Genomic DNA, 23,458 nt, shown 5'->3' with positions numbered 1-23,458 from the left:
GCCAATGAACAGAGATGAAAAAGAGCCGCGGGTGTCTGCCCGCGGCTCAATATTTATTGTATTCTGTTTACAGCGCTGATTAATGCCAGAACGGAAGCTGTGATGATATCCTCATGAATTCCTGCGCCCCACACCACTGTGCCGTTTGGCTTTTGAATGGCTACATAGGAGCAGGCCTTTGAATTCGATCCGACAGTGAGCGCGTGTTCCTGGTAACTTACGATGGAGTAATCCAGATCACTGTGACGCTGAAGCGCGTTGCTCACCGCATCCAGACGTCCGTTACCCCTTCCGTGGTAAAGTTTATCCACACCAGATTTTTCAAGTGAGATTTCGGCCTCAATGCCTCCGTCTTTCTGGATAAAGTGACATTCTTTTAAAGCGATCGGGGATGATATGTTAACATACACGGTCTTAAATACATCCAGAATATCTTTCGGAACCAGTTCCCTGTGCTGCTTGTCGGATACGTCTTTGACCGTATAGCCTACATCCTCTCTCATCTTGCCCGGAATATGGAAACCAAAGTTTTCTTCCAGCACATAGCCGATACCGCCTTTTCCTGACTGGCTGTTGATTCGGATCACATCGCTTTCATATTCCCTGCCGATATCTTTCGGGTCGATCGGAAGATAAGGAACAGACCAGTAATCCGGATGGCGGTCGTCGATCCAGTGCATTCCTTTGGCGATGGCGTCCTGATGAGAGCCTGAGAATGCCGCGAATACCAGTTTCCCGGAATAGGGCTGGCGTTCATAGACATTCATGCGGGTCAGGCGCTCATAATTTTTTGTGAGCTCCGGAAGGTTGGAAAAGTCAAGGTTAGGGTCCACTCCGTGAGAATACATATTGAGAGCGACAGTTACAATATCCACATTTCCGGTCCTCTCGCCATTTCCAAACAGCGTTCCCTCCACCCGGTCTGCTCCTGCCAGAAGGGCCAGTTCCGTATCTGCCACACCGCATCCGCGGTCATTGTGAGGGTGAATGGACAGTACGACACTGTCACGGTATTTCATGTGTTTGCTCATATATTCGATCTGGCTTGCGTACACGTGCGGCATGGAGAGCTGAACGGTGACCGGAAGATTGATGATGACTTTCCAGTCCGGAGACGGCTTCCAGATGTCCAGGACCGCATTGCACACTTCCAGCGCATATTCCACTTCGGTTCCGGTGAAACTCTCCGGAGAGTATTCGAACTGGAAATTCCCTTCTGTCTCGTCTGCCAGCTTTTTCAGGAGTTTGGCGCCGTCCGTGGCAATCTTTAAAATCTCTTCTTTGGACTTTTTGAAAACTTGTTCCCTCTGGGCGAGAGAAGTAGAATTATATACATGAACGATGGCACGCTTCGCCCCTTTTAAAGCTTCAAAAGTACGTTTGATAATATGCTCCCTTGCCTGTGTCAGCACCTGGATTGTGACGTCATCAGGAATCAGGTCCTGTTCGATCAGGGTGCGCAGGAACGTGTATTCTGTCTCGGATGCGGCGGGGAATCCTACCTCGATCTCCTTGAATCCCACCTTTACCAGGTATTTGAAAAACTCTACTTTTTCATCCAGGCTCATCGGGATGATCAGCGCCTGGTTTCCATCCCGAAGATCCACGCTGCACCAGTCCGGAGCTTTTGTTATGTACTCTTTTCTGGCCCAGTCAAGACACTCTTCAGGAGGCATAAAGTATTGGCGTTTATATTTTTCTGAATTCATAGATATTAAATCTCCTTTCATTAATTGAGAATAAAAAACAGACTGCACTCGTGCAATACGGCGAAAAAAAACCTTCGTCTCCGTCCATTTCTGGATAGAGACGAAGGGTCATAGACACTCCGTGGTACCACTCTAATTCACGCCATAACCGCGTGCACTCACTACCGATACGAGTTGAAACAACTGATATCTTCCCAATATAACGGTTGGAACCGGCGATGCCTACTGGCTGTTCAGCACGCTGCTCAGAGGCGAGTTCACATATACCGGGCAACCGCTTTTCACCAGCCAGCGGCTCTCTGAATGCCTTCTATATCCTACTATTCCTCATCAAAGCATTTGGATTATTAATAATGATAATCTACCACACTTCATTCTATGTGTCAATGGCAGAATTATTCATATAGGTATCTGCTTCGTCCTTCTTTTCCGGGGACAGGCAGCGGTAGTAGTGGAGCAGTTTTTCTTCTCTGGCAGAGATGTTGCCGACAAGGTAATCGATCGAAACGTTCAGATAATCACATAGAATGACCAGATTCTCCAGAGTCGGCTGCTTCTGGCCTTTTCTCCAGTATCCGATCAGACTGTCAGACAGGCCTGTGTCTTTATAGATACGATAATTGGAAATATCATGGCTGTCCAGATATTCATTTAAATTTTCTGCAAACTTCATGCATTTTCCCTCTCTGGCGTGTAACAAATTTACTCGTTTATTGTAGCATAGATGAAATTTAGTGTAAACGAAGTTGTAACGAAAATACTGTGGAAAATTGTACCATTTTCTTGACTATCTCTACGTATAGAGATATAATTTATGTAAGTTTCTTACAGTCGGATGAGGGAAAGGAGAGGCTAATGATAAAGTCGTATAAGGAATTTGAAAAATGGGTAAAGATTGAGATGATCCGTCAGGAATTGACACAGAGGAAGCTTGCGGAGAGAATGGGGATCGCCTATCCGAGGATCTCAGAAGCTCTGCATGGGAGAAAGACCGGGCTTGCATTTATCGTCCCGCTGATTCAGGAGCTGGGAGGCAATATGGAAGAGTTTGAAGAATTTCTTGAAATAAATCAAATCGGGCGTTGAGTTTTTTCCTGGTTGTATTATAATCAACTTAAAAAAGACAGGAGACTGAGATGGGATTTCTGGACAGATTTAAAGTTCATACAACCAGAGAATATGAGGAAGGGAAAGAGAGAGTCTGCCGGCTTCATGAAGAGGCAGGGAGTCTGGCCTATGTGGAGGGAATCTATAAAGAAAACGGCCGGCTTGTGATGTCCGTATCCTTTGTAAAAGGACAGCATGTGGCCGGACAAGAGGCTCAGCTGCTTGACTGCAGCGGCCTTTTTGCGGCATCTGTCCGGATCGGGGAGATCCGCCTGGGCTCCGGGGAGGACCTTCATGAGGCGTCAGAAGCGGGGGAAGAGGGTATCATTGTATTTGACCTTGTTGAGGGAGTGGAACACTGGATGGAAAAGGGCCAATATTTAAAGGGCTGACGGACTGAGTTGTTTCTTTTTAGGGAAGTGCTTTATGCACGGGATTTCTCGCATTGGCTACGGTAATCACTACTCTGTCGGCGACAACGGCTCATGCGGCAGAAAATCAGTATTGGACAGAGTCAGACGAGCGTGTCGGTATCATTGAACAGGTAATGAATGTTGGAACTGTTAAAAAAGATGATTGGCGCTTAGAAATAATGTATTGCTTATATCAATACAATGTAGTGTGATGAACATAGAAAAGGGAACGCTACTTCTATGAAAGGAGCTGTTATTATGGCAAAATCAGCAAGTGTATATGCAAGAATTGACCCTATGTTAAAAGAACAGGCAGAAAATATTTTATCTGCACTTGGAATTCCGACATCAAATGCGATAGATATGTTTTTTAAGCAGATTGTCTTGAAAAAAGGATTACCTTTTGAAGTTCGGCTTCCGTATGAAAAGCCAGTTTGTCTGGGGACTCTTTCAGAAGAAGAGTTAAATGCAGAACTTGAGAAAGGATATGCGGATTTACAGGCAGGACGCACAAAACCGATAGAACAGGCGATTTCAGAAATGCGCAGCGATTTTAAGATATGAAATTTGAAGTTGAATTATCCGAAAAGGCAGACAGGGATTTAAGGAATATTTTTATTTATATTGCGATAGATTTATGCGCGCCTGAAACTGCCGAAAAACAAATCAAGCGCTTATGGGACGCCATGCGTTCTCTTGATGAGTTACCGGAACGATATCGCCGTTATGAAGACGAGCCATGGCACAGTCGTGGTATGCCGGTTCTTCCAGTGGATAATTATGTTGTACTATATATTCCAGACTTGGAAGAAAAGATTGTGCGCATTGTCAGTGTTATGTACAGTGGGCGTGATATAAGAGAACAGTTAAAACAGATTTAAACTGAAAAGACACAGCCAAGAGAGTTTTTGAGACTCTGGCAGCTGTGTCTTTTTCTTTTCTAAAATAAAAATTTTTATTTCTGTGCCTGCTTCAGGGCATTCTTGATGGACTGTTTTAAGATGGTGTTGGTATACTGACTTTCATCATCAAACTGGATGTCATCCACAGATTTTACTTTTGGAAGCTGTTTGTTGATCTCACCCAGGGCCGGTTCAATCAGAGGGTACATGGTTTTTACACTTTTATCTAAATGCTTTAAAGCAACATGATTGACTTTGTTGTCCTTAACAGTGACTTCCACTTCCAGCTCATTTTCTCCCAGTGTGAGAGGAGAGGAATATACCCCTTCTATGTACTCCATAGTCTCCGTGCTTTTCTTATGTTCCTTGGACGGAGCAAACATAAAAATCAAAAGCAGGATAAGCAAGATTCCAAGCAAGACAAAGATGCCGGTGTAGATTAGTTCTTTCGCCTTAAATACGACGATTTTCGTTTTTGCTGACATAGGGTCCTCCTAAAAAGATTCTATTATAGTATATGGTCCGGACAGGCAGAATAGAACTGTGCGGAAAAAATTTTTCCATGTAGAGCGGGCGGCGGTTTTCATGTATAATAGAAGCCGAAAATGAAAATAACATGACAGGAGGAAGCCGATGGCATTACAGTGTGTCCTGGGCGCAGGCCGCACAGGAAAAACGGATTATATATATCAGCAGATGATAAAAGAGTCTATGGAGAATCGGGATGAAAACTTCTTTTTTCTCGTCCCGGACCAGTCGACGCTGAATGCGCAGAGGGAGCTGATCACCAGGCATCCGAATCACGCGACTATGAACATCGACGTGGTTGGATTCTACCGCCTTTCTTACAGAGTGTTTGAGGAGCTTTCCTATATTCCCAAAGAACTGCTCAATGACGAGGGAAAATCCATGGTCATAAGAAAGGTCATGGGGGAGTGCCGAAAGGATCTTCTCGTGTTCGGTTCAGGCATGGAAAAGCAGGGCTTTATCGATGAGATGAAGTCTTTCTTTGCGGAAACCTACCAGTATGATGTGTCTCTGGAAAAGCTTAAGGAGGCCGTGAAATCTTTTGAGAACACGGACAGCCTGACGCTGAAGATGAAAGACATCGTCCTGGTCCTGGAGAAGTTTGAGGACTATATGAAAGACCGCTATCTGGTATCGGAACAGCTGCTGGACGTACTGGCTCAAAAGATCACGGAATCCGAAAAACTCAAAGGTGCCACGATCTATATTGACGGGTTTACCGGATTTACACCCATACAAAATAAAGTACTCAAGAAACTGCTGCCGTATGCAAAAAAAATTGTGGCGGCGTTTACCATCGATGAGAAACGTGCCGGAGGGCCGTACAGGGATTATGAGCTGTTTGCCATGCCCAAAAAAGAGATTTCTCAATTAAAAGAGATGGCGGTAAGACAGGGAGTCCCCATACTGCCGGATGTGATTCTGCACCCGAATGCTGCGGGATCAAAAGAACTGCGCCATCTGGAGCAGAACCTGTTTCGGTATCCTTTTCATGTGTACAGGGGTAAGACAAAGGACATCAGAGTCTGCTGTCTTAAGAATCCAAAGGAGGAGAGCCGGTACATACTGGGCTGTATTGAACATCTGGTCAGGAAGGAAGGATACCGGTACAAAGATCTGGTCGTGCTGACCGGTGACATGGAAACGTATCAGCCGGAACTTGAAAAATGTTTTGAGGATTCCGGCATTCCCTGCTTTATTGACGGGAACAGGGCACTCAGGAATAATCCATGCGTGGAGACGATTCTTTCTGCGCTGAAAATGATCCAGATGGATTTTTCTTATGAGATGGTATTCCGGTATTTAAAATCAGGATTTTCTGCCCTTGAACCAGAGGAGACAGATCTCCTTGAAAATTTTGTGATCGCTTCCGGCATCCGGGGATATGCCCGGTGGAACAGGCCTTTTAAAAGCCGGGCGTTTACAAAGGAAGAGATGAAACAGATCAACCAATCCAGGGAAACATTTATGAAAGAGACCGGTCCGTTCAAGGAAGGGATCAGGAAGCGGGGAATCACTGTTTTAGAGAGACTTACGCACCTTCACGGGTTCTTTCTCACTCTGGATATCCAGGGACAGATGGAGAGGAAAAAAGAGGAATTTGAAGCGGCCGGGGATCTGGCTATGGCCAAAACCTATGATCAGATCTATGGGGAAGTTTTAAACATCATGGACCAGATGGCGGAGATTCTCGGAGAAGAAGAGCTTTCTTTTGATGAATTTTGCGCGGTCCTGGAGACCGGGCTCTCAGAGATGACGGTGGGCGTGATTCCGCCGGGGCTTGATCAGGTGATCGTCGGAGATATCGAGAGGACGAGAGTGGAAGGGGTTAAGGTTCTGTTTTTTGCCGGCATCAATGAGGGAGTAGTGCCGAAGCCGTCGAAAGGCGGAGGCCTCGTGACGGACTCTCAGAGAGAAGAACTTTTAAAAGCCGGAATTTCCCTTGCACCCGGGGCGGCAAACCAGGCGTACATGGAGCAGTACTATTTGTATCTGGCCATGTCAAAGCCGGATGAAAAGCTGTATCTGACTTATGCTTCTATGGATTCCTCCGGGGAAAGCAAAGCTCCTTCATATCTGATTGGAAGAATTGAAAAGCTGTTTCCCGGGCTGAAAAAAGACCTCGATTTGCAAGAGACACCAGTTTATTCCGTCAGCGAGGCAAGAGAACGGTTTGTTGAAAAACTTCAGGAATTCGGCGAGGAAAAGCCGGATCAGGAGATGGCCGCATTATATGAAGTCTTAAATGAACGAAAGCTGGTTTCACCGTATCTGGATGCATATTTCTACAGCAATGAGGAAAAGAACCTGGACAGGCATCTGACAACACTTCTCTACGGTAAGGAACTGGAAAACAGCGTGACCCGCGTAGAAAAGTTCTCAGGCTGCGCCTTTGCCCATTTTCTTCAGTACGGACTGCGGCTTCGGGAACGGCTGGTACATGAGATCCTGCCTATGGATATGGGACAGGTATTTCACCGGACTCTGCAGTTTGTCGGGCAGGAAGGAAGCTGGGACTGGGAAGATGACAGGGAACGGGATCGGTTTGTGGATTCCATGGTAGAGCGTGCCTTGGATGAAGATCCTGATAAAAAGGAGATTTTTGAGAGCAGCAGCCGGAATCAATATACAAAGGAGCGGATCAGGAGGATGGCAAAACGGGCCGTCTGGGCTGTGGAGCAGCAGATAAAAAGAGGAGAATTCACTCCGTATGAATATGAACTGGGATTTTCTGCGGACGACGGTCTCTCCTGTGCAAACCTTTCCCTGAAGGACGGCACCAAGATGAAGTTTACCGGGGTGATCGACCGGGTGGACTGCTATGAGGATGAGGAGAATCTATATTTAAAGATCATCGATTATAAATCCGGAAATATGCAGTTTGACTTTACAAAAATTTTAAATGGTCTGCAGGTACAGCTGGTCGTTTATATGAATGCCATTTTAGAACTGGAAGGGAAAAAGTACCCCGAAAAGCGGATGGTCCCGGCAGGCATGTTTTATTTTCACGTGGACGATCCGGTCATAGCGCCGAAAACAGACAGGGAGCCTGAGATAGAAGTTCTCAAAAATCTTCAGCTCAGGGGAGTTGTGAATGAGGATTTCGGACTCGTGGAGCATCTGGAGCAGGAGGATGAGTACGGAATCGTAACCCTTCCGGTCACAAGGACAAAAACGGGATACAAAAAAGGATCTGCGCTGCTCTCCACGAATGAATTTAAGAATCTGGGCCGGAAGGTGGAAGAAAAAATGAAGCAGCTCGGAGAGGCTATGATGGACGGAGATATTTCTATAAGTCCGTATGAATATCAGTCAATGCCGTGCGATTACTGTGCATTCAAAAGTATTTGTGCGTATGAGCCAAAACTGATGAAATCCAGAAAACTTGAGAAGATCGGCCTTGCTGAGGCAAAGGAGTTATTAGCAGAGGGAAAGGGGGCAGACGATGCCTTGGACTAAAGAACAGCAGCAGGTCATAGAGGAGAGAGGCTGCAGCCTTTTGGTGTCTGCCGCGGCAGGCTCTGGAAAGACGGCTGTGCTTGTGGAACGGATCATCGAAAAGATATCGTCAAAAGAGGAACCGGTGGATGTGGACCGTCTGCTGGTGGTGACCTATACCCACGCTGCGGCCAATGAAATGAAGGAGAGGATCCGCAGAGCCATAGAAAAGAAGGTGGAGGAAGACCCGGAAAATGAACATCTGATCCGTCAGCTCTCTCTGATTCACAAGGCTCAGATTACGACGATCCACAGCTTTTGTCTCAATCTCATCAGAGATTACTACTACAAGCTCGATCTGGACCCAAATTTTGCGATTGGAGACCAGGGACAGATGGACCTTATGAAGCTGGAAGTGCTGGATGATGTGCTGGAGGAGGCCTACGCCGAACAGAGCGATGCTTTCGTGGAATTTATCGAAAGCTATATTCCGGGGAAAAACGATGACCGGATCAGAGACTATGTCCTGGGGCTCTATGAGAGTTCCAGAAGTCATATCGATCCGCTTCTCTGGCTTTCACAGGCAAGACAGGGCTTTCAGATCCGTACGAAGGAAGAACTTCACCGGGCAGTCTGGATGAAGGAAATCCTGAAAGATGCGAAGGCGGTGGCGGAATCCGCCTGTGCCATAATGAAGAAGGCAAAAGAAGCGGCATCCGAGACCGGGGGACCGTATTTTTACCTTCCGACTCTCACGGCAGATCTGGAAACCATGGAAGAGATCCGGAGTGCAGAGTCATATAAGGATTTCGGAGAGCTGTTTTTATCCTTTACAAAACCGCGCCTGAACGGAAGAAAGAAAAAGGACGATATCATTGACAAAGACCTTCAGGAGTACTGCAAGGATTTGAGAAAAAAGGCTTATGACCTGATCGATTCTATCAGAAGCAGCTATTTTTATAAGCCGGAAAGTGAGATCATCCGGCAGATCCGCAGGGTACGGCAGCCTATGGAAGGCTTTATCGGACTGACAGAAAAGTTTTATCACCGCTTCATGGAGCGCAAAAAGCTGGACAACCTTTTAGATTTCAGTGACCTGGAACATCTGGCACTGGAACTTTTAACCTCGGGCTTTTCGGAGGACGGGACTCCAATCGTCAGCGGGATCGCGAAAGAAAAAGCAGAATATTTCCATGAGATCTATATTGACGAGTATCAGGACAGCAACTTTCTCCAGGATGCGATTTTAAGGAGTGTGTCCGGACAAAGCCTTGGTGAACACAATATTTTTATGGTGGGGGATGTCAAACAGAGCATTTACAGCTTCCGCCTCGCGAGACCGGAGCTGTTCATAGAGAAATATCACGGATTTAAAAAGGATGGGAAAAACTCAAAACTCATTGAACTGAGAAATAATTTCAGGAGCCGCAGGGAAGTGCTTTTTACGGTCAACGATATTTTTTATCAGATCATGCACGCATCCCTTGGGAATATCGAATATACAGAGGATGTGGCTCTGGTGCCAAGTTTTCCTTATGAGGAGTCGGGTGGTGCAGGCGGTAATGCGGAACTTCTGTTGGTCAGCAGAGATTGGAACGATGCATCTGAGGAGGACAAAGATGTGCTGGAGGCCAGGATGATCGCAGACCGGATCAAAAAGATGGTGGACGGGCCTGAACCTCAGATGGTGCTGGATTATGATGAGGAAGGCAGTGAAGTTTACCGGAAGGCTGAATACAGAGATATTGTTATTCTCCTGAGGTCTGTGAAAGGAAATGCAGAGAAGATTCAGGTGGTGTTAATGGACGCCGGCATCCCGGCCATATCAAGCAGCCAGAGCGGGTACTTTGATACGGTGGAAGTGCGCACTGTGCTGAGCCTTCTGACTGTGGTGGATAATCTGTATGCGGACATCGAGATGGCAGCGTTTCTCCGGTCTCCCATGATCGGCATGACGGGGGAGGATTTGGCGAAACTGAAACTTGGCGGAAAGAAAAAGTACATGTATGACTGCCTCACCGAGGCAGCAGGGAAAGATGAGAAGGCGGACACTGCACTTTCGGTGCTGAAAAGGCTCAGGGAGGCGAAAACCTTCCTGTCCCTCCGCGAGCTGCTCTGGCTGGCATTTGACCTTACGGGGTATTATCACTATGTCGGGGCTATGCCTCAGGGCGCCAAACGCCAGGGAAATCTTCTGATGCTGGCAGAGCAGGCGAAGGCCTATGAGGCCAGCCGCTACAAAGGGGTATTTCATTTTATCCGCTATATGGAACAGTGCAGAGAATATCAAATGGATTTCGGTGAGGCCAATACACTGGGCGGAAATGAAAACCTGGTTACGATCACGAGTATCCATAAGAGCAAGGGACTGGAATATCCGATTGTATTCCTTGCCAAAACACACAAGAAATTTAATTTACGGGACACGGGCGGCAGCCTTTTGTTTCATCCGGATTATTTTATAGGACCGGATCTTGTGAACATCAGGCAGAGAACGAAAGAGCCGACCATCATGAAAGGCATGATTTCAAGACAGCTGGTGAAGGATTCGCTTGGAGAAGAACTGCGCGTTTTGTATGTGGCACTCACAAGGGCAAAAGAAAAACTTATCATGACGGGAGTACAGGGAAGCCGCCATCAGCCCGGCGGCAAAGGGCCGGTCTCCTATGTGGATCTGCTGAGCGCCAGGTCTTATCTGGAGTGGCTTCTCATGGCTGCCGGAAATATGGAGGAGAGTCCTTTTGAAATCCATTTTCTCTCAGAGGAGGATGTGGCGCTTTCAAGCGCAGAAGAAGTTTTCACATCTTACAGAGACAGGGGGTTATTAACGGATGAGCTGGAATCCATGGCAGGATCAGAAGAGGCGCAGGGCATGCGGGAGGCCTTTGCGTACCGGTATCCGTATGACAAAGAAAGGGACGGCAGGCTGAAGTATTCTGTTTCTGAGATCAAAAGAATGTCTCAGGCGGCAGAACCTGAGGAGTCATACAAGCCGGAACCGCAGAAAGAGCGGCTGTATCCAAAGTTTTTGAAGGAGAAAAAAGAAGCTTCTCCGGCCTCCAGAGGTACCGCAGTGCACAAAGTACTGGAACTTATGGATTTTTCTCTGGACTATACACCGGAACTTTTGGAAGAACAAATCAGTCGGTGGAGCAGTGAAGGAAAGATTGAGGAAGGGATGGAAAAACTGATTCCCCGGGAAGATATCCTGGCTTTTCTTAACTCCGATCTGGGACTGCGGATCAAGAAAGCTGCAGGACGAAAAGAACAGTACAAGGAAGCTCAGTTTGTCATGGGAGTAAAGTTCAGTGAGATGGAACCGGAGGCGAAAAGCCGTGATTATGTGGTGGTCCAGGGGATCATCGACCTGTATTTTAAAGAAGAAGGGGAACTTGTCCTGGTGGATTATAAGACAGACCGAATAGGTCCCGGGGAAGAGGAGATTCTTGCAGAAAGATACAGGGCACAGCTTCAGTACTACAAAAAAGCGCTGGAACAGATGGAGCAAAAAAAGGTAAAAGAATGTTACATTTACTCCATTCCTCTCAGGAAAGCCATCAGTTTATAATTATTTAACATCCCGTCAGATAATTTTAAGAAACTGGGCATAGGGAAATCACATTTTTCTGCTATCATAAAAACATGGAAAGCAAAGAACGAATCAGACATGAAGCAAAGGAGTGATGACCATGTCAGAGAAAGCAACGCTTTCAGTAGAAGAATTGATGAAGAAGAGTTTAACATTTGCCCTGGCCGCAACTCTGCTGGCAGGCACATCAAACATCTCAAAAGTGAAAGATAAGATTAAAGTAAGTGAGAATGAAACAGGACATATTGTCATAGAACAGATGAATGACTAGGCCTTTCTTTGGTTATCCTATATAGGACCGGCAAAAGCCGGGGGATAAGAGAAAGGAGTACATGATGTCCAAAGAAAAAGATTTTATAGAAAAGTCATTTGAAGAGATGACAGAAGATGAGCGGTTAAAGTACGAGATCGCTGTGGAACTTGGACTGGCTGACAAAGTAAAGGAGGAGGGCTGGAAAGCTCTTTCTGCCAGCGAGACCGGAAGGATCGGCGGCCTGATGACCAAGAGAAAGAGACAGAAAACACAGGAAGCAGAAGATTAAACCGTTGTCCTGAACACGGAGATTGACAGCTGGAAACTACTTTGATAAGATGACTCTGTGAGAAAGATACAAAAGACTTATATATTCCCGGGATAACGGCCCGGGAGTTTCTACCAGGCTTCCGAAAGCCGGACTATAAGTTATTCCCTTTTTATATTCTAAATGGGGAATAACTTTTTTTGCGTTCATCAGATCAGGAGGATAGACCGATGAAAAATTTTGCCTTAAAAGGAGATATTATTTATACGCCTGAACCTGGTAAGTTCCGGTGCCACGAAGACTCTTATCTGGTCTGCGGGGACGGAAAGGTGAAGGGAATATGGAGAGAACTACCTGAACGATTTTCGGGGATCAGAGTGGAGGATTACAGCGGAAAGCTTATTTTTCCGGGACTGTGTGATCTTCACATCCATGCGCCCCAATATTCCTTCCGGGGGATCGGAATGGACATGGAACTGCTTCCCTGGCTGGAAACTTATACATTTCCGGAAGAATCAAAATACGGTGACCTTGAATATGCCAAAAAAGCCTATGAGATATTTACAGAAGATCTGAGAAGGAGTGCAACATCCAGAGTCAATGTGTTTGCGACGATTCACAGGGAGGCTGCGGTTTTGCTGATGGATCTGCTTGAGAAAGCAGGGATCTGCGGGTTTGCGGGAAAGGTATGCATGGACCGGAACTGTCCCGATGATTACAGGGAAGAGGATGCCCGGACATCCGCCGAGGAGACCAGAAAGTGGTATGAGACTGTGAAAGACAGGACGATGATGAGGCCGATCCTGACGCCGCGGTTCCTGCCTTCCTGCTCCGATGAACTGATGGAGCAGCTTGGGGAATTCCAGAGAGAGACCGGCCTGTATGTGCAGTCTCATCTGTCAGAAAACCCGGAAGAGGTGGAGTGGGTGAAAGAACTGGCTCCATGGTCTGAAAACTATGGAGATGCCTATGACCGTTTCGGGCTTTTCGGCGGCACAGGAAAGACGGTTATGGCTCACTGTGTGTACTCCGGAAAAAAGGAGAGGGCACTGATGAAAGTAAGAGGTGTCTATGCGGCCCATTGTCCCCAATCCAATCTGAATCTTTCCTCAGGGATCGCTCCGGTGAGAACTATGATGGAGGAAGGGCTTCATGTGGGTCTTGGGACCGATATGGCCGGGGGTGCCAGCCTTTCGATGCTGCGGGTGATGACAGATGCAGTACAGGTATCAAAAATGTACTGGAGATATCTGGATAAAGAGAAAAAACCGCTGTCTGCCCCGGAAGCGTTTTATCTTGGGACCAAGGGAGGCGGAAGCTTTTTCGGGCAGGTTGGAAGTTTCGAGGAGGGATATGAGTTTGACGCTGTCGTCTTAAATGATGCTTCTCTGGGAACAGCACTCAATCTTCAGATGGACCAGCGGATGGAAAGAGCCATGTATTTAAGCGGAACAGAAGAGATCACAGCGAAATATGTGGGCGGAAGGAAGATATTTGAGCGCTTATGATCCGACAGAAAAAAGTCATCCTCCAGGGACCGATTAAGAGGAAGTCCCTGGAGGATGACTCAATTATCATTACATTTGCTTTTCCAATAAAGATGGAGGAGATTCAACTTTATCTATCAGATATACTAAATTATTTTTGAACTAAGGATTTCGCAGATTTTTATAGCAATATTTATTAACCATTGGGGGACAATCATTAACGAATTTATGATACTATATTCATTCTGGATCTAATGAAAAAGCGTTTTTATCTATTTAACTTCTGCCATGTAGGTTGAAACAAAAGCAAATGTTCTGATGTATTACTTATAGCATATTGAGTCCCGGCGTGGGTTAAAAAAGCGCAAACGACATAGAGGGGACCGCGAATAACCAAAAAGATACTTGAATTTTTTACGTTTCAGGATTATAATAGTTTTTCGTAAGACAGAGAAGGAATGTCTGTCATATAATTTCATAAACAAGTAAAACTGGAGAACCGATGTTATCGGCTGAGAAGAGGGTATAACCCGAAGATTCATGGAACCTGTTAGTTAGCACTAGCGTAGGGAGTTTTCAATCGATAGAACACAGAGATGGAGCTTACGCTTCATCTTTTTTTCGTTTGTAGCTCCGGGAAACGAAAGGAGAGTTATGATGCGTGTCAATGGAAAAGAAAGATGCCTTGAAGCCGGCAGGACCACTCTGAAGCAATATCTTCTGAAAGAGGGTTACAGGCTTGAGCACATTGCGGTGGAAAGAAACGGAGAGATCGCGCCAAAGGCCGAGTATGAGACAATTATGCTGACAGAGGCGGATACACTGGAGATTGTCAGTTTCGTAGGCGGTGGATGAGATGCTGACGAGAGAACGATTTGAACAGGAACTGGCCGGACGTCAGACGCCGGAAGTGAGGGAAAGGCTCAGGGAAGGAACCGTGGCCGTTGCGGGTCTTGGGGGTCTTGGCTCCAATATAGCCCTGATGCTTGCAAGAACGGGGATCAGTAAGCTGTTTCTGGCAGATTTTGACCGGGTAGATCCATCCAATCTAAACCGGCAGGCATACACCATTTCCCAGATCGGAATGAAAAAGACGGAAGCCATGAGTGAACTGATCCGCCAGGTTAACCCGTGGATTGAACTTGAATTCTTTGACGGAAGGGTTACACAGGAAAATGCGGCAGAGCTGTTTCGGACATATCCGATTATCTGCGAAGCATTTGACTCGCCGGAGGCGAAAGCAGACCTGGTCAACAGTATATTGTCTCAGCTGCCTGGCAATACCGTTATTTCCGGCAGCGGGATGGCCGGGGCTTACAGCTCGAATCAGATAAAAACGGCAAAGAAAATGAAACGGCTTTATGTGTGCGGAGACGGGACACACGGGATATCCGACGAAGAATCCCTGACCGCGGCCAGAGTATCCATCTGTGCGGGACATGTGGCGAATATGGCAGTACGGCTGATTTTAGGAGAAGAAGAGGTATAAAGATGAGTGACACATTAAAAATCGGAACAAAGGAATTTACATCAAGGTTTCTGCTTGGAACCGGAAAGTTCAGTCTGGAAAAGACAGCCGAGGCTGTAAATGCGGCTGATGCCCAGATCGTTACCATGGCGCTCAGGAGGGCAAAGGAGGCAGGTTCCAGCAATATTTTAGAGTACATACCGGATACGGTGACACTGCTTCCAAATACCTCCGGGGCAAGAAATGCCCGGGAGGCTGTGCGCATTGCAAGGCTTGCAAGAGAAGTTGGCTGCGGTGATTTTATCAAGATCGAAGTGATACGGGACACCAAGTATCTGATGCCTGACAACGCAGAGACTATCAAAGCCACGGAGATTCTTGCAGACGAGGGGTTCACGGTTCTTCCGTATGTAACTCCTGACTTGAATACGGCAAGAGACCTGGAAAATGCAGGAGCCGCCGCGGTCATGCCTCTGGCAGCACCGATCGGAAGCAACAAAGGACTCCTGACGAAGGAATTTATCCAGATGCTGATTGACGATATCGATCTTCCGGTCATCGTGGATGCTGGAATCGGGAAGCCGTCCGAGGCCTGTGCGGCAATGGAGATGGGAGCCGATGCGGTCCTGGCAAACACGGCGGTGGCAACAGCAAAAGATGTCGTATCCATGGCAAAGGCTTTTAAAATGGCAGTGGATGCCGGAAGAAAGGCATACCTTGCGGGGCTGGGACGTGTTCTTTATCAGGGAGGAGATGCATCATCTCCGCTGACAGGATTTTTGGAGGACTAGGCCGATGGAGATATTAGAAGAAGTATTAAAGGCGTATGATGGATATGATTACAATCTTTACACAAAAGACGATGTGCTCACAGCCCTTTCAAAGGATACAGTGAGTGCTGAGGACTACAAGGCACTGCTCTCTCCGGCTGCCATGGAGTTTCTGGAGCCTATGGCCAGGAGAGCAAAAAAGGAGACAATGAAGCATTTCGGGAATACTGTCTGTCTTTTCACGCCCCTTTATATCGCGAATTATTGTGTCAATCACTGCGTATACTGCGGATTTAACTGCACGAATAAAATCCACCGGGCGAAGCTTACGATGGAGGAGATTGAGCGGGAATACAAGGCTATCGCAAAGACAGGGCTGAAAGAAATTCTGATTCTCACAGGGGAATCTAAAAAGGCGTCAGGAGTAGAGTATATCGGAGAAGCCGTAGAGCTGGCAAAGAAATATTTTTCCACCATTGGTATTGAAGTCTATCCGATGGACGTGGATGAATACGCATATATCCACGAAAAAGGTGCAGATTTTGTCAGCGTCTATCAGGAGACATATAATACGAAGACCTATGGTGAGGTTCACTTAAGCGGTCCGAAAAAAGTATTTTCTTATCGCCTGAATGCCCAGGAAAGAGCGTTAAAAGGCGGTATGAGGGGAGTGGGATGCGGAGCCCTGCTGGGGCTTGATGATTTTAGAAAAGATGCATTCGCCTCCGGAATCCATGCGTCCCTTCTCCAGAAAAAATATCCCCGGGCGGAAGTCTCCTTCTCTGTGCCCCGGCTCAGACCATATAAGAACAATGAAACCAACGATGCAAAAGACGTCCATGAGAGGCAGCTTTTGCAAGTGATGCTGGCACACCGCATCTTCATGCCGTTTGCGGGGATTACGATTTCTACGAGAGAACGGGCCGGATTCCGCGACCATGTGGTCGGCATGGCAGCGACGAAAATTTCTGCCGGGGTCAGCACAGGGGTCGGAGGCCACGAAGAAGAGGAAAAGGGAGACGCCCAGTTTGTGATCTCAGATCCGAGAAGTGTGGATGAAGTCGTAAATATGCTTGACCGAAGAGGCATGCAGGGTATCTATACAGACTATGTGAGAGTCTAGAAACGGAGGCTGACATGAATCAGGAGTGGATCGCCGTCACAGACCGGAAACAATGCGGCGGTGAGTTTTTAAAGACGGTGCAGACTCTCGCGGGACAGGGGTTAAAGACGATCATCCTGCGGGAAAAAGATCTTTCGGAAGAAGAGTACGGGGAACTGGCAGCCCGGTGTATGGAAATATGCAGGAAAACAGGGGCTTCGCTGACTCTCCACAAGTACTTTCATGCGGCCCGCGGCCTGGGAGCAGACAGGATCCATCTGCCGTACCCTGTATTTCGGGAGAATGCAGGTAAGATTGATCAGCATATTCATGTAAGTACTTCCATTCATGCCCCGGGAGAGGCAGTGGAGGCAGAACGGATGGGCGCAGAGTTTGTAATTGCCGGACATATATTTCAGACGGACTGCAAAAAGGGTGTTCCGCCAAGGGGGCTTGAGTTTTTGAGAGAAACGGTACAATCCGTGTCTATTCCGGTCTATGCCATCGGCGGGATCACTCCGTATAATATAGGGGATGTTTTAGATACAGGAGCCGCCGGAGGGTGTATGATGTCAGGTTTCATGAAGTCTCCTAAAATTATTGACAAGCCATGAGTGCTGGGGCATACTTGAAATAGAAATATATCAAGATGGAGGGTACTTATGAAAAAGAAATACTGCTTTTTTGACATCGACGGAACACTGACCGACCGCTCTACCAACCAGGTAGTTCCAAGCGCACTGGAGGCACTGGAAAAGCTGGAGGAAAACGGACATTTTGTGGCAATCGCAACAGGAAGGGCACATTATAAAGCGGATCTGTTTATAAAGGCCAACGGTTTTAAGAATATGGTCTGCAATGGAGGAAACGGATTTGTCATTGACAATGAGTTTGTGGAGAATATTCCTCTGGACAGAGAAGGATGCATTAAAATCATTGAGGAGACAGAGAAACTCGGATACGGATGGTGCATCGCTGTAGACGATACGAAGGATGTCTATATGACCGATGATCTGTTTTTAAGACAGGTGGGCAAGAGAAAAGAGCCCACCCGCTATATTATCGATGATACTCTGGATATACATAAGGTCGAAGATTTCTATAAAATATACGTAGCAATTCCGAAAGAAGAGGAAGAACGTCTGACAACAAAAGATCTCATCGGACATCTGCGGTTTGAGCCGGAATACCTGATGTTCCAGCCGGACAATAAAAGAGAGGGCATCATAAAAATGATGGAACACTTAAACGGACCTCTTGAAGATGTAGTCGTGTTCGGAGATGATTATAACGATCTGGATATGTTCAGCCCTGAGTGGTTTTCCATCGCTATGGGGAACGGCTGCCAGGATCTGAAAGATAAGGCAGACTATGTGACGGACACCAATGTAAATGACGGGATTAAAAAGGCATGTGAGCACTTTGGCTGGATTTAAAAAGGATAAGAAGCCTTCTTGACACGATTCCTTAAATCATTATAGAATAGTAAGACCAGAATTTTCTGGTCTTCTTTTCATTTTTTAAGGATCTATTGAACAGCAGGAGGAGTTATGAGAATTTTAAAAGTAATGAAAAAGGGCATATCGAAGATACTGAAGGTCCTGCTGAGACGCCTTGTGATTGTAGGCGTCGTTATTGTGCTCCAGATAGCATGGCTGATCTGGCTGGCCCAGGTGATCGGAGAACATTCTAAGTTCATTGAATGGGGACTTCAGCTGGTCAGTGTTGCAGTGGTGATATATATCGTGAATAAAGAAGAGAACCCGGCCTATAAGCTGGCGTGGACCATTCCGATTCTGATCTTCCCGATTTTCGGCGGTCTTCTATACCTTACTCTGGGCAATAAAAAACCGGCAAAGAAGCTGAGGCTGGAGCTGGAACGGTCTCTGGGTGAGACAGATTTTCTGCTGTCCCAGAGCGAGAGTGTCATGAACAACTTAAGACAGAGGAGTCCCCAGGCGGCGGCACAGGCAAAATATATCGATACGTCCGGAGGGTATCCGATCTATCAGAATTCCTCGGCGAAGTATTACCCGTCCGGCGAGGCCATGTTTGAAGAGATGATCGAAGACCTGAAAAAAGCAAAGTATTATATTTTCATGGAATTCTTCATTGTAGAAGAAGGATATATGTGGAATACGATCTTAGAGATCCTCAAAGAACGGGTGGACGACGGTGTGGAAGTCCGATTTATGTACGATGATGTGGGATGTGTTGATCTGCTCCCATACAAGTATTATAAAGAACTGGAACGCTGCGGCATTTCCTGTGTGGCATTTAATCCGATCATTCCTCTGGTGTCCACTGCATGGAACAACAGGGACCACCGCAAAGTAGTGGTCATAGACGGACATACGGCATATACCGGAGGGCTTAATCTGGCAGATGAGTATATCAACCGGAAGGAACGCTTCGGTTATTGGAAAGATGCGGGACTCAAGGTCATCGGAGATGCGGTGTGGAACTTTACTGTGATGTTTCTCCAGGTCTGGAATGCGATCCGGAAGACCGATGAGGGCTACGGCATGTTTGTGCCCCACGGCCACCATGAGGGACGGTTTGTCGACGACGGCTTTATCCAGCCTTACGCGGATAATCCCCTGGATACAGAGACAGTCGGGGAGAATGTGTATCTCAATATTATCAATGCGGCCACAGATTACGTATATATCTATACGCCGTATCTGATCATTGATAATGAAATGATGACAGCGCTCTGTCTGGCGTCCAAAAGAGGAGTCGATGTGCGGATTGTCACACCGGGAATTCCGGATAAACCGACTGTCTTTTTGCTGACACAGTCATACTATGCACAGCTGGTGGAAGCAGGGGTAAAAGTGTATCAGTATACGCCCGGATTCATTCATGCAAAATGTTTTGTCAGCGATGACGTCATTGCTACCGTAGGAACTATTAATATGGATTACCGGAGTCTTTACCTGCATTTTGAAAATGGAGTCTTTATGTATCACTGCCTGGCGGTGACGGAAGTCAAGATCGATATGCTGAAGACGTTTAAGCAGTGTGAGCTGATCACAAAAGAACACTGTCAGGGCAATATGGTGAAGCGGCTGATGCAGAGTGTGCTCCGTGTCCTGGCACCGCTTCTGTAAGGAGTGGGAAAAAATGGATGAGTTTGCAAGTTATCAGAGTTTTGCGCAGGTTTATGATGAATTTATGGATCAGACCCCTTACAGACTGTGGGGAGAAAATATCAGGCAGTATCTGAGAAAATACAAAGTTAAGGACGGAGCAGATGTCCTGGACCTGGGCTGCGGCACCGGCAGGATGACGAATCTGCTGGATGGTTTTGGGTACCGGATGACCGGGATGGACATTTCTCCGGAAATGCTTGAGATTGCTGCCGGTTCCGGGAATTCTGAAATTTTCTATATCTGTCAGGATATGAGGGAACTGGCTCTTCTGCATCCTGCGGATGCAGTCATATCGACCTGTGACAGCCTCAATTATATATTAGAGCCGGAAGATCTGATACAGGTATTTGTGCGTGTGCGGGAGAACCTTAAAGAAGACGGGGTCTTTTTGTTTGACATGAATACGCTTTATAAATATGAAACACTGCTTGCTGAAAATACATTCGCGGAAGACCGGGAGGAGTGCAGTTTTATCTGGCAGAATTTCTATGATCAGGAAGACGGCATCAATGAATATGACCTGACACTGTTTATCCGGATGGAGTCGGGGCTTTATCAGAAGTTTGAGGAAGTGCATTTTCAGAGGGCATATGAGACAGAAGAGATAAAGGAGGCACTGCGCCTGGCCGGGTTTGAGATCCGGGAAGTCGTGGATGCAGATACTTTAAAAGAGCCGGAGACAGAGAGTGAACGGCTGTATTTTATTTCAACGATAAATCATGAGGTGGACAAATGAAAGATTATATTGTAAGAGGTACGGCGGCAGACGATCAGGTGCGGTTTTTCGCTCGATCAGGTGCGTTTTTTCGCTGCCTATACGAAAGATGTTGTGGAGGAGGCCAGACAGAGGCATAATACAAGCCCGGTGGCCACGGCTGCCCTGGGCCGCCTTCTGACCGCCGGGGCTATGATGGGGAGCATGTGCAAGAATGAACAGGATCTGATCACACTTCAAATCAAGTGCAGCGGTCCTATCGGAGGTCTTACGGTGACTGCTGATTCAAAAGCAAATGTAAAGGGATATGCGGTACATCCGGATGTGATGCTGCCGCCGAGCAAAGAAGGAAAGCTCGATGTAGGAAAAGCCCTGGACTTAGGGGTGCTGACGGTTATAAAAGATATCGGCATGAAAGAACCGTATTCTGGACAGACCCATCTTGTATCAGGGGAGATCGCAGAGGACCTGACCTACTACTTTGCCGCGAGTGAGCAGATACCGACTTCTGTGGCGCTTGGCGTTTTAATGAATAAGGATAACACCGTCCGGCATGCCGGGGGCTTTATTATTCAGATGATGCCGTATGCGTCTGAGGAAGTGATCTCTGCTCTAGAGAAAAAGATTGCAGAATTTGAGTCTGTCACATCGCATCTGGAGGAGGGGAAAACTCCGGAAGACATGATGAATGAACTGCTGGGTGAGTTCGGAGTCAAGTTTTATGAGACTGTGCCGACAAAGTTTTCCTGTAACTGTTCCAAGGAGCGGGTGGAAAAAGCGGTTATCAGCGTGGGAAAAGATGAGATTAATGATATGATCAAAGACGGTAAAGATATAGAAGTAAACTGTCATTTCTGCAATACACATTACACATTTAGTGTGGATGAGCTGAAACAGATGGCAGAAAAAACCGAAGCGGGAAGATAAAGAAAAGCCATGGGAGACCGTGGCTTTTTTTGCCGGAAAATGATATTATATGAGGAAAGGAGGGTGAAAGATGAAGATTAAAAGACTGATCACAGTACTGCTGACAGCGTGTTTCATCATACCGCAGATCAGCGAGGTAAAGGCGGCAGAGACCTATCCAAATCTGGATGAAAAAATTACTGTAAAAAGTTATAGCGGTGAAAAGTATAAAGCAGGGGAAGCTCCCAATGAGGAAGAATGCTATGCACTTTCTTCAAAGGGAAGAAATCTGGACCAGACCATTGTGATGCCGTCAGATAAAGTGATGGTTCTTGAAAATTCAGGGAATCAGAATTATACAGATCTCAGAGCAGTATTGGAGGAGGACAGCTGCACAAACGATATAGATCTTGTGCTCTCTTCAAAACAACTGAGGGCACAAAGCACAGTGAGTCTTAAAATAAATTTTGCAGATAAGAAGACAGAACCTTGTCTTAACAGGACTGCAATTTTGATAAAAGAAGGCAACGATGTCGTCAAAAGAATTCCGTTTTCCTATGATACAGCCGGATACCGGGATGAACACGACATTTCAGTATCCCAGTGGAGCGGAGAGTATGCTTATTTTTTTGGATTCGGAACAGTAAAGAGCATAGGGACCATTGATTACTGCCAGAGCAAAAAAACATTAAGGGTGACATACAAAAATGCAGGAACAGCCCCTGTACTCAAATTTACTCTTGATCCGAACGGCTATTTCACGTTTTCTAACGGCAAATATGAATATTACGGTTCAAGTTCGGGCAATAAAGTCGGAGGAACCAACACTCTGAATTTAACAGCGAAAAGTAATTTAAAAAGGGACTTTGCGGATGCTGCCACGACAGGCAGCTTTGATATTAAAAATAAGCGCATCGCATTCATGCTGTCAGAACTTCTGATCGTATATAATGATGCGTACGATGCCAATGGAAACCCGGTGCCGGGAGTGACTCTTGACTCTCACGGCGGCTGTATCGAAGGGGGACAGATCTCAACGATACCTCTGTCTTATAATGTATCCCTGAAACCTTTGGGAACAATCAAGACAAAGATGTCTTCCAGCAAGACATCCTCCATCAAAGTTTCATGGAACAAATTAAACGGCGTGTCCGGATACAGGATTTACCGTTCCACAAAGAAAAACTCCGGTTATAAGTACTTAAAACAGCTTTCTTCAAAAACAGCCTCATACACAAATAAGAAACTGAAATCCGGTAAGACTTATTATTATAAAGTGCGGGCGTACAGCGATGTGTTCGGTGACAGATACTACGGATCATACTCTGCGTCGTTAAAATCCGGGACAAGGCCGGCGAAACCGAGAGTTACGGTAAAAAGAAGCGGACGGCGGCTGAAGATTAAATATAAAAAGATTTCCGGGGCCAGCGGATACAGAATTTACATAAGAACCGGGAAAAAAGGAAAGTACAAGAGAGTCAAACAGTATACCAGCGGCAAAAAAGTGTCTTATAAAAGCAAGAAACTGAAGAGAAAAAAGACTTACTACGTAAAGGTGAGAGCTTATAAGACGATCAACGGCAAAAAATATTTTGGAAGCTATTCCAAGGCAAAGAAAGTAAAGATAAAATAAAAACAGGACGGGTGA

21 protein-coding genes, 1 pseudogene, 1 riboswitch and 1 other annotated feature are annotated in these 23,458 nt (G+C 46.4%); of the genes and pseudogenes, 19 read left to right on the top strand and 3 right to left on the bottom strand.

The annotated features are described in order from the left end of the window. Positions 1 to 53: 53 nt before the first annotated feature. Positions 54 to 1,709 (bottom strand): 2-isopropylmalate synthase, encoded by a 1,656-nt coding sequence (locus QVP35_RS05110; RefSeq protein ID WP_022260860.1) that lies wholly within the window; start codon positions 1,707 to 1,709, stop codon positions 54 to 56. A 93-nt stretch (positions 1,710 to 1,802) separates the two neighbouring features. After that, positions 1,803 to 2,052 (bottom strand) — a binding site (T-box leader). Between the two features lie 33 nt (positions 2,053 to 2,085). Then, positions 2,086 to 2,382, bottom strand: a complete 297-nt coding sequence (locus QVP35_RS05105; RefSeq protein WP_006568843.1) for a helix-turn-helix domain-containing protein — start codon at positions 2,380 to 2,382, stop codon at positions 2,086 to 2,088. 182 nt (positions 2,383 to 2,564) lie between these two features. Between QVP35_RS05105 and QVP35_RS05100 the strand changes: the two genes are divergently transcribed. From QVP35_RS05100 to QVP35_RS05085, 4 genes are all read left to right on the top strand, one after another. Further along, complete coding sequence (locus QVP35_RS05100) at positions 2,565 to 2,795, top strand: helix-turn-helix domain-containing protein (protein ID WP_009288768.1); 231 nt, start codon at positions 2,565 to 2,567, stop codon at positions 2,793 to 2,795. 50 nt (positions 2,796 to 2,845) lie between these two features. Beyond that, positions 2,846 to 3,208 carry a hypothetical protein gene (locus QVP35_RS05095; protein WP_009288767.1) on the top strand — a complete coding sequence of 121 codons (363 nt, stop codon included), beginning with the start codon at positions 2,846 to 2,848 and terminating at the stop codon, positions 3,206 to 3,208. 279 nt (positions 3,209 to 3,487) lie between these two features. Then, positions 3,488 to 3,793 carry a type II toxin-antitoxin system RelB/DinJ family antitoxin gene (locus tag QVP35_RS05090; RefSeq protein WP_009288766.1) on the top strand — a complete coding sequence of 102 codons (306 nt, stop codon included), beginning with the start codon at positions 3,488 to 3,490 and terminating at the stop codon, positions 3,791 to 3,793. Then, entirely contained in the window at positions 3,790 to 4,110 is a 321-nt protein-coding gene (locus QVP35_RS05085; protein ID WP_009288765.1) for a type II toxin-antitoxin system RelE/ParE family toxin, read from the top strand. The genes QVP35_RS05090 and QVP35_RS05085 overlap by 4 nt, the downstream gene beginning before the upstream one ends. A gap of 74 nt (positions 4,111 to 4,184) precedes the next feature. On the opposite strand, the gene QVP35_RS05080 is transcribed toward QVP35_RS05085, so the two are convergent. Next, positions 4,185 to 4,616 (bottom strand): hypothetical protein, encoded by a 432-nt coding sequence (locus QVP35_RS05080; protein ID WP_006568847.1) that lies wholly within the window; start codon positions 4,614 to 4,616, stop codon positions 4,185 to 4,187. Between the two features lie 148 nt (positions 4,617 to 4,764). Between QVP35_RS05080 and QVP35_RS05075 the strand changes: the two genes are divergently transcribed. The 15 genes and pseudogenes from QVP35_RS05075 (at position 4,765) to QVP35_RS05005 (ending at position 23,443) form a co-directional block, all read left to right on the top strand. Then, positions 4,765 to 8,118: a PD-(D/E)XK nuclease family protein gene (locus QVP35_RS05075; RefSeq protein ID WP_009288764.1), complete on the top strand. Its 3,354-nt coding sequence runs from the start codon at positions 4,765 to 4,767 to the stop codon at positions 8,116 to 8,118. Continuing rightward, positions 8,105 to 11,665, top strand: a complete 3,561-nt coding sequence (gene addA, locus QVP35_RS05070) for a helicase-exonuclease AddAB subunit AddA (RefSeq protein WP_009288763.1) — start codon at positions 8,105 to 8,107, stop codon at positions 11,663 to 11,665. Before QVP35_RS05075 ends, addA begins: the two co-directional genes overlap by 14 nt. 121 nt (positions 11,666 to 11,786) lie before the next feature. After that, complete coding sequence (locus tag QVP35_RS05065; RefSeq protein ID WP_009288762.1) at positions 11,787 to 11,957, top strand: hypothetical protein; 171 nt, start codon at positions 11,787 to 11,789, stop codon at positions 11,955 to 11,957. 64 nt (positions 11,958 to 12,021) lie between these two features. Next, positions 12,022 to 12,228 carry a small, acid-soluble spore protein, alpha/beta type gene (locus QVP35_RS05060; RefSeq protein ID WP_009288761.1) on the top strand — a complete coding sequence of 69 codons (207 nt, stop codon included), beginning with the start codon at positions 12,022 to 12,024 and terminating at the stop codon, positions 12,226 to 12,228. A 57-nt stretch (positions 12,229 to 12,285) separates the two neighbouring features. Continuing rightward, a riboswitch (purine riboswitch) is annotated at positions 12,286 to 12,384 on the top strand. A 53-nt stretch (positions 12,385 to 12,437) separates the two neighbouring features. Beyond that, positions 12,438 to 13,715 (top strand): amidohydrolase family protein, encoded by a 1,278-nt coding sequence (locus QVP35_RS05055; protein ID WP_009288760.1) that lies wholly within the window; start codon positions 12,438 to 12,440, stop codon positions 13,713 to 13,715. Between the two features lie 636 nt (positions 13,716 to 14,351). Then, entirely contained in the window at positions 14,352 to 14,549 is a 198-nt protein-coding gene (thiS, locus tag QVP35_RS05050; protein WP_009288759.1) for a sulfur carrier protein ThiS, read from the top strand. 1 nt (position 14,550) lies between these two features. Then, positions 14,551 to 15,183, top strand: a complete 633-nt coding sequence (thiF, locus tag QVP35_RS05045) for a sulfur carrier protein ThiS adenylyltransferase ThiF (protein WP_022260859.1) — start codon at positions 14,551 to 14,553, stop codon at positions 15,181 to 15,183. A 2-nt stretch (positions 15,184 to 15,185) separates the two neighbouring features. After that, positions 15,186 to 15,953 (top strand): thiazole synthase, encoded by a 768-nt coding sequence (locus QVP35_RS05040; protein ID WP_006568857.1) that lies wholly within the window; start codon positions 15,186 to 15,188, stop codon positions 15,951 to 15,953. Between the two features lie 4 nt (positions 15,954 to 15,957). Continuing rightward, a complete protein-coding gene (thiH, locus tag QVP35_RS05035; protein WP_009288757.1) occupies positions 15,958 to 17,055 on the top strand; it encodes a 2-iminoacetate synthase ThiH in 1,098 nt (365 codons plus the stop codon). A gap of 14 nt (positions 17,056 to 17,069) precedes the next feature. Then, on the top strand, positions 17,070 to 17,648 hold the full coding sequence (locus tag QVP35_RS05030) for a thiamine phosphate synthase (RefSeq protein ID WP_006568859.1): 579 nt from the start codon (positions 17,070 to 17,072) through the stop codon (positions 17,646 to 17,648). Positions 17,649 to 17,696: 48 nt separating this feature from the next. Continuing rightward, on the top strand, positions 17,697 to 18,470 hold the full coding sequence (locus QVP35_RS05025; protein WP_006568860.1) for an HAD hydrolase family protein: 774 nt from the start codon (positions 17,697 to 17,699) through the stop codon (positions 18,468 to 18,470). A gap of 114 nt (positions 18,471 to 18,584) precedes the next feature. Next, positions 18,585 to 20,147, top strand: a complete 1,563-nt coding sequence (gene cls / locus QVP35_RS05020) for a cardiolipin synthase (protein ID WP_009288756.1) — start codon at positions 18,585 to 18,587, stop codon at positions 20,145 to 20,147. A gap of 13 nt (positions 20,148 to 20,160) precedes the next feature. Continuing rightward, positions 20,161 to 20,925: a class I SAM-dependent DNA methyltransferase gene (locus QVP35_RS05015; protein WP_009288755.1), complete on the top strand. Its 765-nt coding sequence runs from the start codon at positions 20,161 to 20,163 to the stop codon at positions 20,923 to 20,925. Then, a pseudogene (gene hslO / locus QVP35_RS05010) lies at positions 20,922 to 21,831 on the top strand (Hsp33 family molecular chaperone HslO). Before QVP35_RS05015 ends, hslO begins: the two are co-directional and overlap by 4 nt. Before the next feature lie 70 nt (positions 21,832 to 21,901). After that, the gene (locus QVP35_RS05005; protein WP_022260857.1) at positions 21,902 to 23,443 is read left to right on the top strand and encodes a fibronectin type III domain-containing protein; all 1,542 of its coding nucleotides are present in this window, start codon (positions 21,902 to 21,904) and stop codon (positions 23,441 to 23,443) included. The last annotated feature ends 15 nt before the right edge of the window (positions 23,444 to 23,458 follow it).

This window comes from Anaerostipes sp. CAG:276, from assembly GCF_000432215.1.
GTDB lineage: Bacteria > Bacillota > Clostridia > Lachnospirales > Lachnospiraceae > Anaerostipes > Anaerostipes caccae.
The sequence above is the reverse complement of the archived record's forward strand: the minus strand, read 5'-3'. Positions and strand labels throughout refer to the sequence as shown.

Excerpts from the sequence above, each read along its gene's own strand:
- QVP35_RS05065 (WP_009288762.1), top strand. The coding sequence starts at position 11,787 with ATGTCAGAGAAAGCAACGCTTTCAGTAGAAGAATTGATGAAGAAGAGT.
- cls (WP_009288756.1), top strand. The coding sequence starts at position 18,585 with ATGAGAATTTTAAAAGTAATGAAAAAGGGCATATCGAAGATACTGAAG.
- QVP35_RS05060 (WP_009288761.1), top strand. The coding sequence starts at position 12,022 with ATGTCCAAAGAAAAAGATTTTATAGAAAAGTCATTTGAAGAGATGACA.
- QVP35_RS05030 (WP_006568859.1), top strand. The coding sequence starts at position 17,070 with ATGAATCAGGAGTGGATCGCCGTCACAGACCGGAAACAATGCGGCGGT.
- QVP35_RS05055 (WP_009288760.1), top strand. The coding sequence starts at position 12,438 with ATGAAAAATTTTGCCTTAAAAGGAGATATTATTTATACGCCTGAACCT.
- QVP35_RS05025 (WP_006568860.1), top strand. The coding sequence starts at position 17,697 with ATGAAAAAGAAATACTGCTTTTTTGACATCGACGGAACACTGACCGAC.
- QVP35_RS05085 (WP_009288765.1), top strand. The coding sequence starts at position 3,790 with ATGAAATTTGAAGTTGAATTATCCGAAAAGGCAGACAGGGATTTAAGG.
- thiS (WP_009288759.1), top strand. The coding sequence starts at position 14,352 with ATGCGTGTCAATGGAAAAGAAAGATGCCTTGAAGCCGGCAGGACCACT.
- QVP35_RS05110 (WP_022260860.1), bottom strand. The coding sequence starts at position 1,709 with ATGAATTCAGAAAAATATAAACGCCAATACTTTATGCCTCCTGAAGAG.
- QVP35_RS05075 (WP_009288764.1), top strand. The coding sequence starts at position 4,765 with ATGGCATTACAGTGTGTCCTGGGCGCAGGCCGCACAGGAAAAACGGAT.
- QVP35_RS05080 (WP_006568847.1), bottom strand. The coding sequence starts at position 4,616 with ATGTCAGCAAAAACGAAAATCGTCGTATTTAAGGCGAAAGAACTAATC.
- QVP35_RS05040 (WP_006568857.1), top strand. The coding sequence starts at position 15,186 with ATGAGTGACACATTAAAAATCGGAACAAAGGAATTTACATCAAGGTTT.
- QVP35_RS05005 (WP_022260857.1), top strand. The coding sequence starts at position 21,902 with ATGAAGATTAAAAGACTGATCACAGTACTGCTGACAGCGTGTTTCATC.
- addA (WP_009288763.1), top strand. The coding sequence starts at position 8,105 with ATGCCTTGGACTAAAGAACAGCAGCAGGTCATAGAGGAGAGAGGCTGC.
- thiF (WP_022260859.1), top strand. The coding sequence starts at position 14,551 with ATGCTGACGAGAGAACGATTTGAACAGGAACTGGCCGGACGTCAGACG.
- QVP35_RS05090 (WP_009288766.1), top strand. The coding sequence starts at position 3,488 with ATGGCAAAATCAGCAAGTGTATATGCAAGAATTGACCCTATGTTAAAA.
- QVP35_RS05105 (WP_006568843.1), bottom strand. The coding sequence starts at position 2,382 with ATGAAGTTTGCAGAAAATTTAAATGAATATCTGGACAGCCATGATATT.
- thiH (WP_009288757.1), top strand. The coding sequence starts at position 15,958 with ATGGAGATATTAGAAGAAGTATTAAAGGCGTATGATGGATATGATTAC.
- QVP35_RS05100 (WP_009288768.1), top strand. The coding sequence starts at position 2,565 with ATGATAAAGTCGTATAAGGAATTTGAAAAATGGGTAAAGATTGAGATG.
- QVP35_RS05095 (WP_009288767.1), top strand. The coding sequence starts at position 2,846 with ATGGGATTTCTGGACAGATTTAAAGTTCATACAACCAGAGAATATGAG.
- QVP35_RS05015 (WP_009288755.1), top strand. The coding sequence starts at position 20,161 with ATGGATGAGTTTGCAAGTTATCAGAGTTTTGCGCAGGTTTATGATGAA.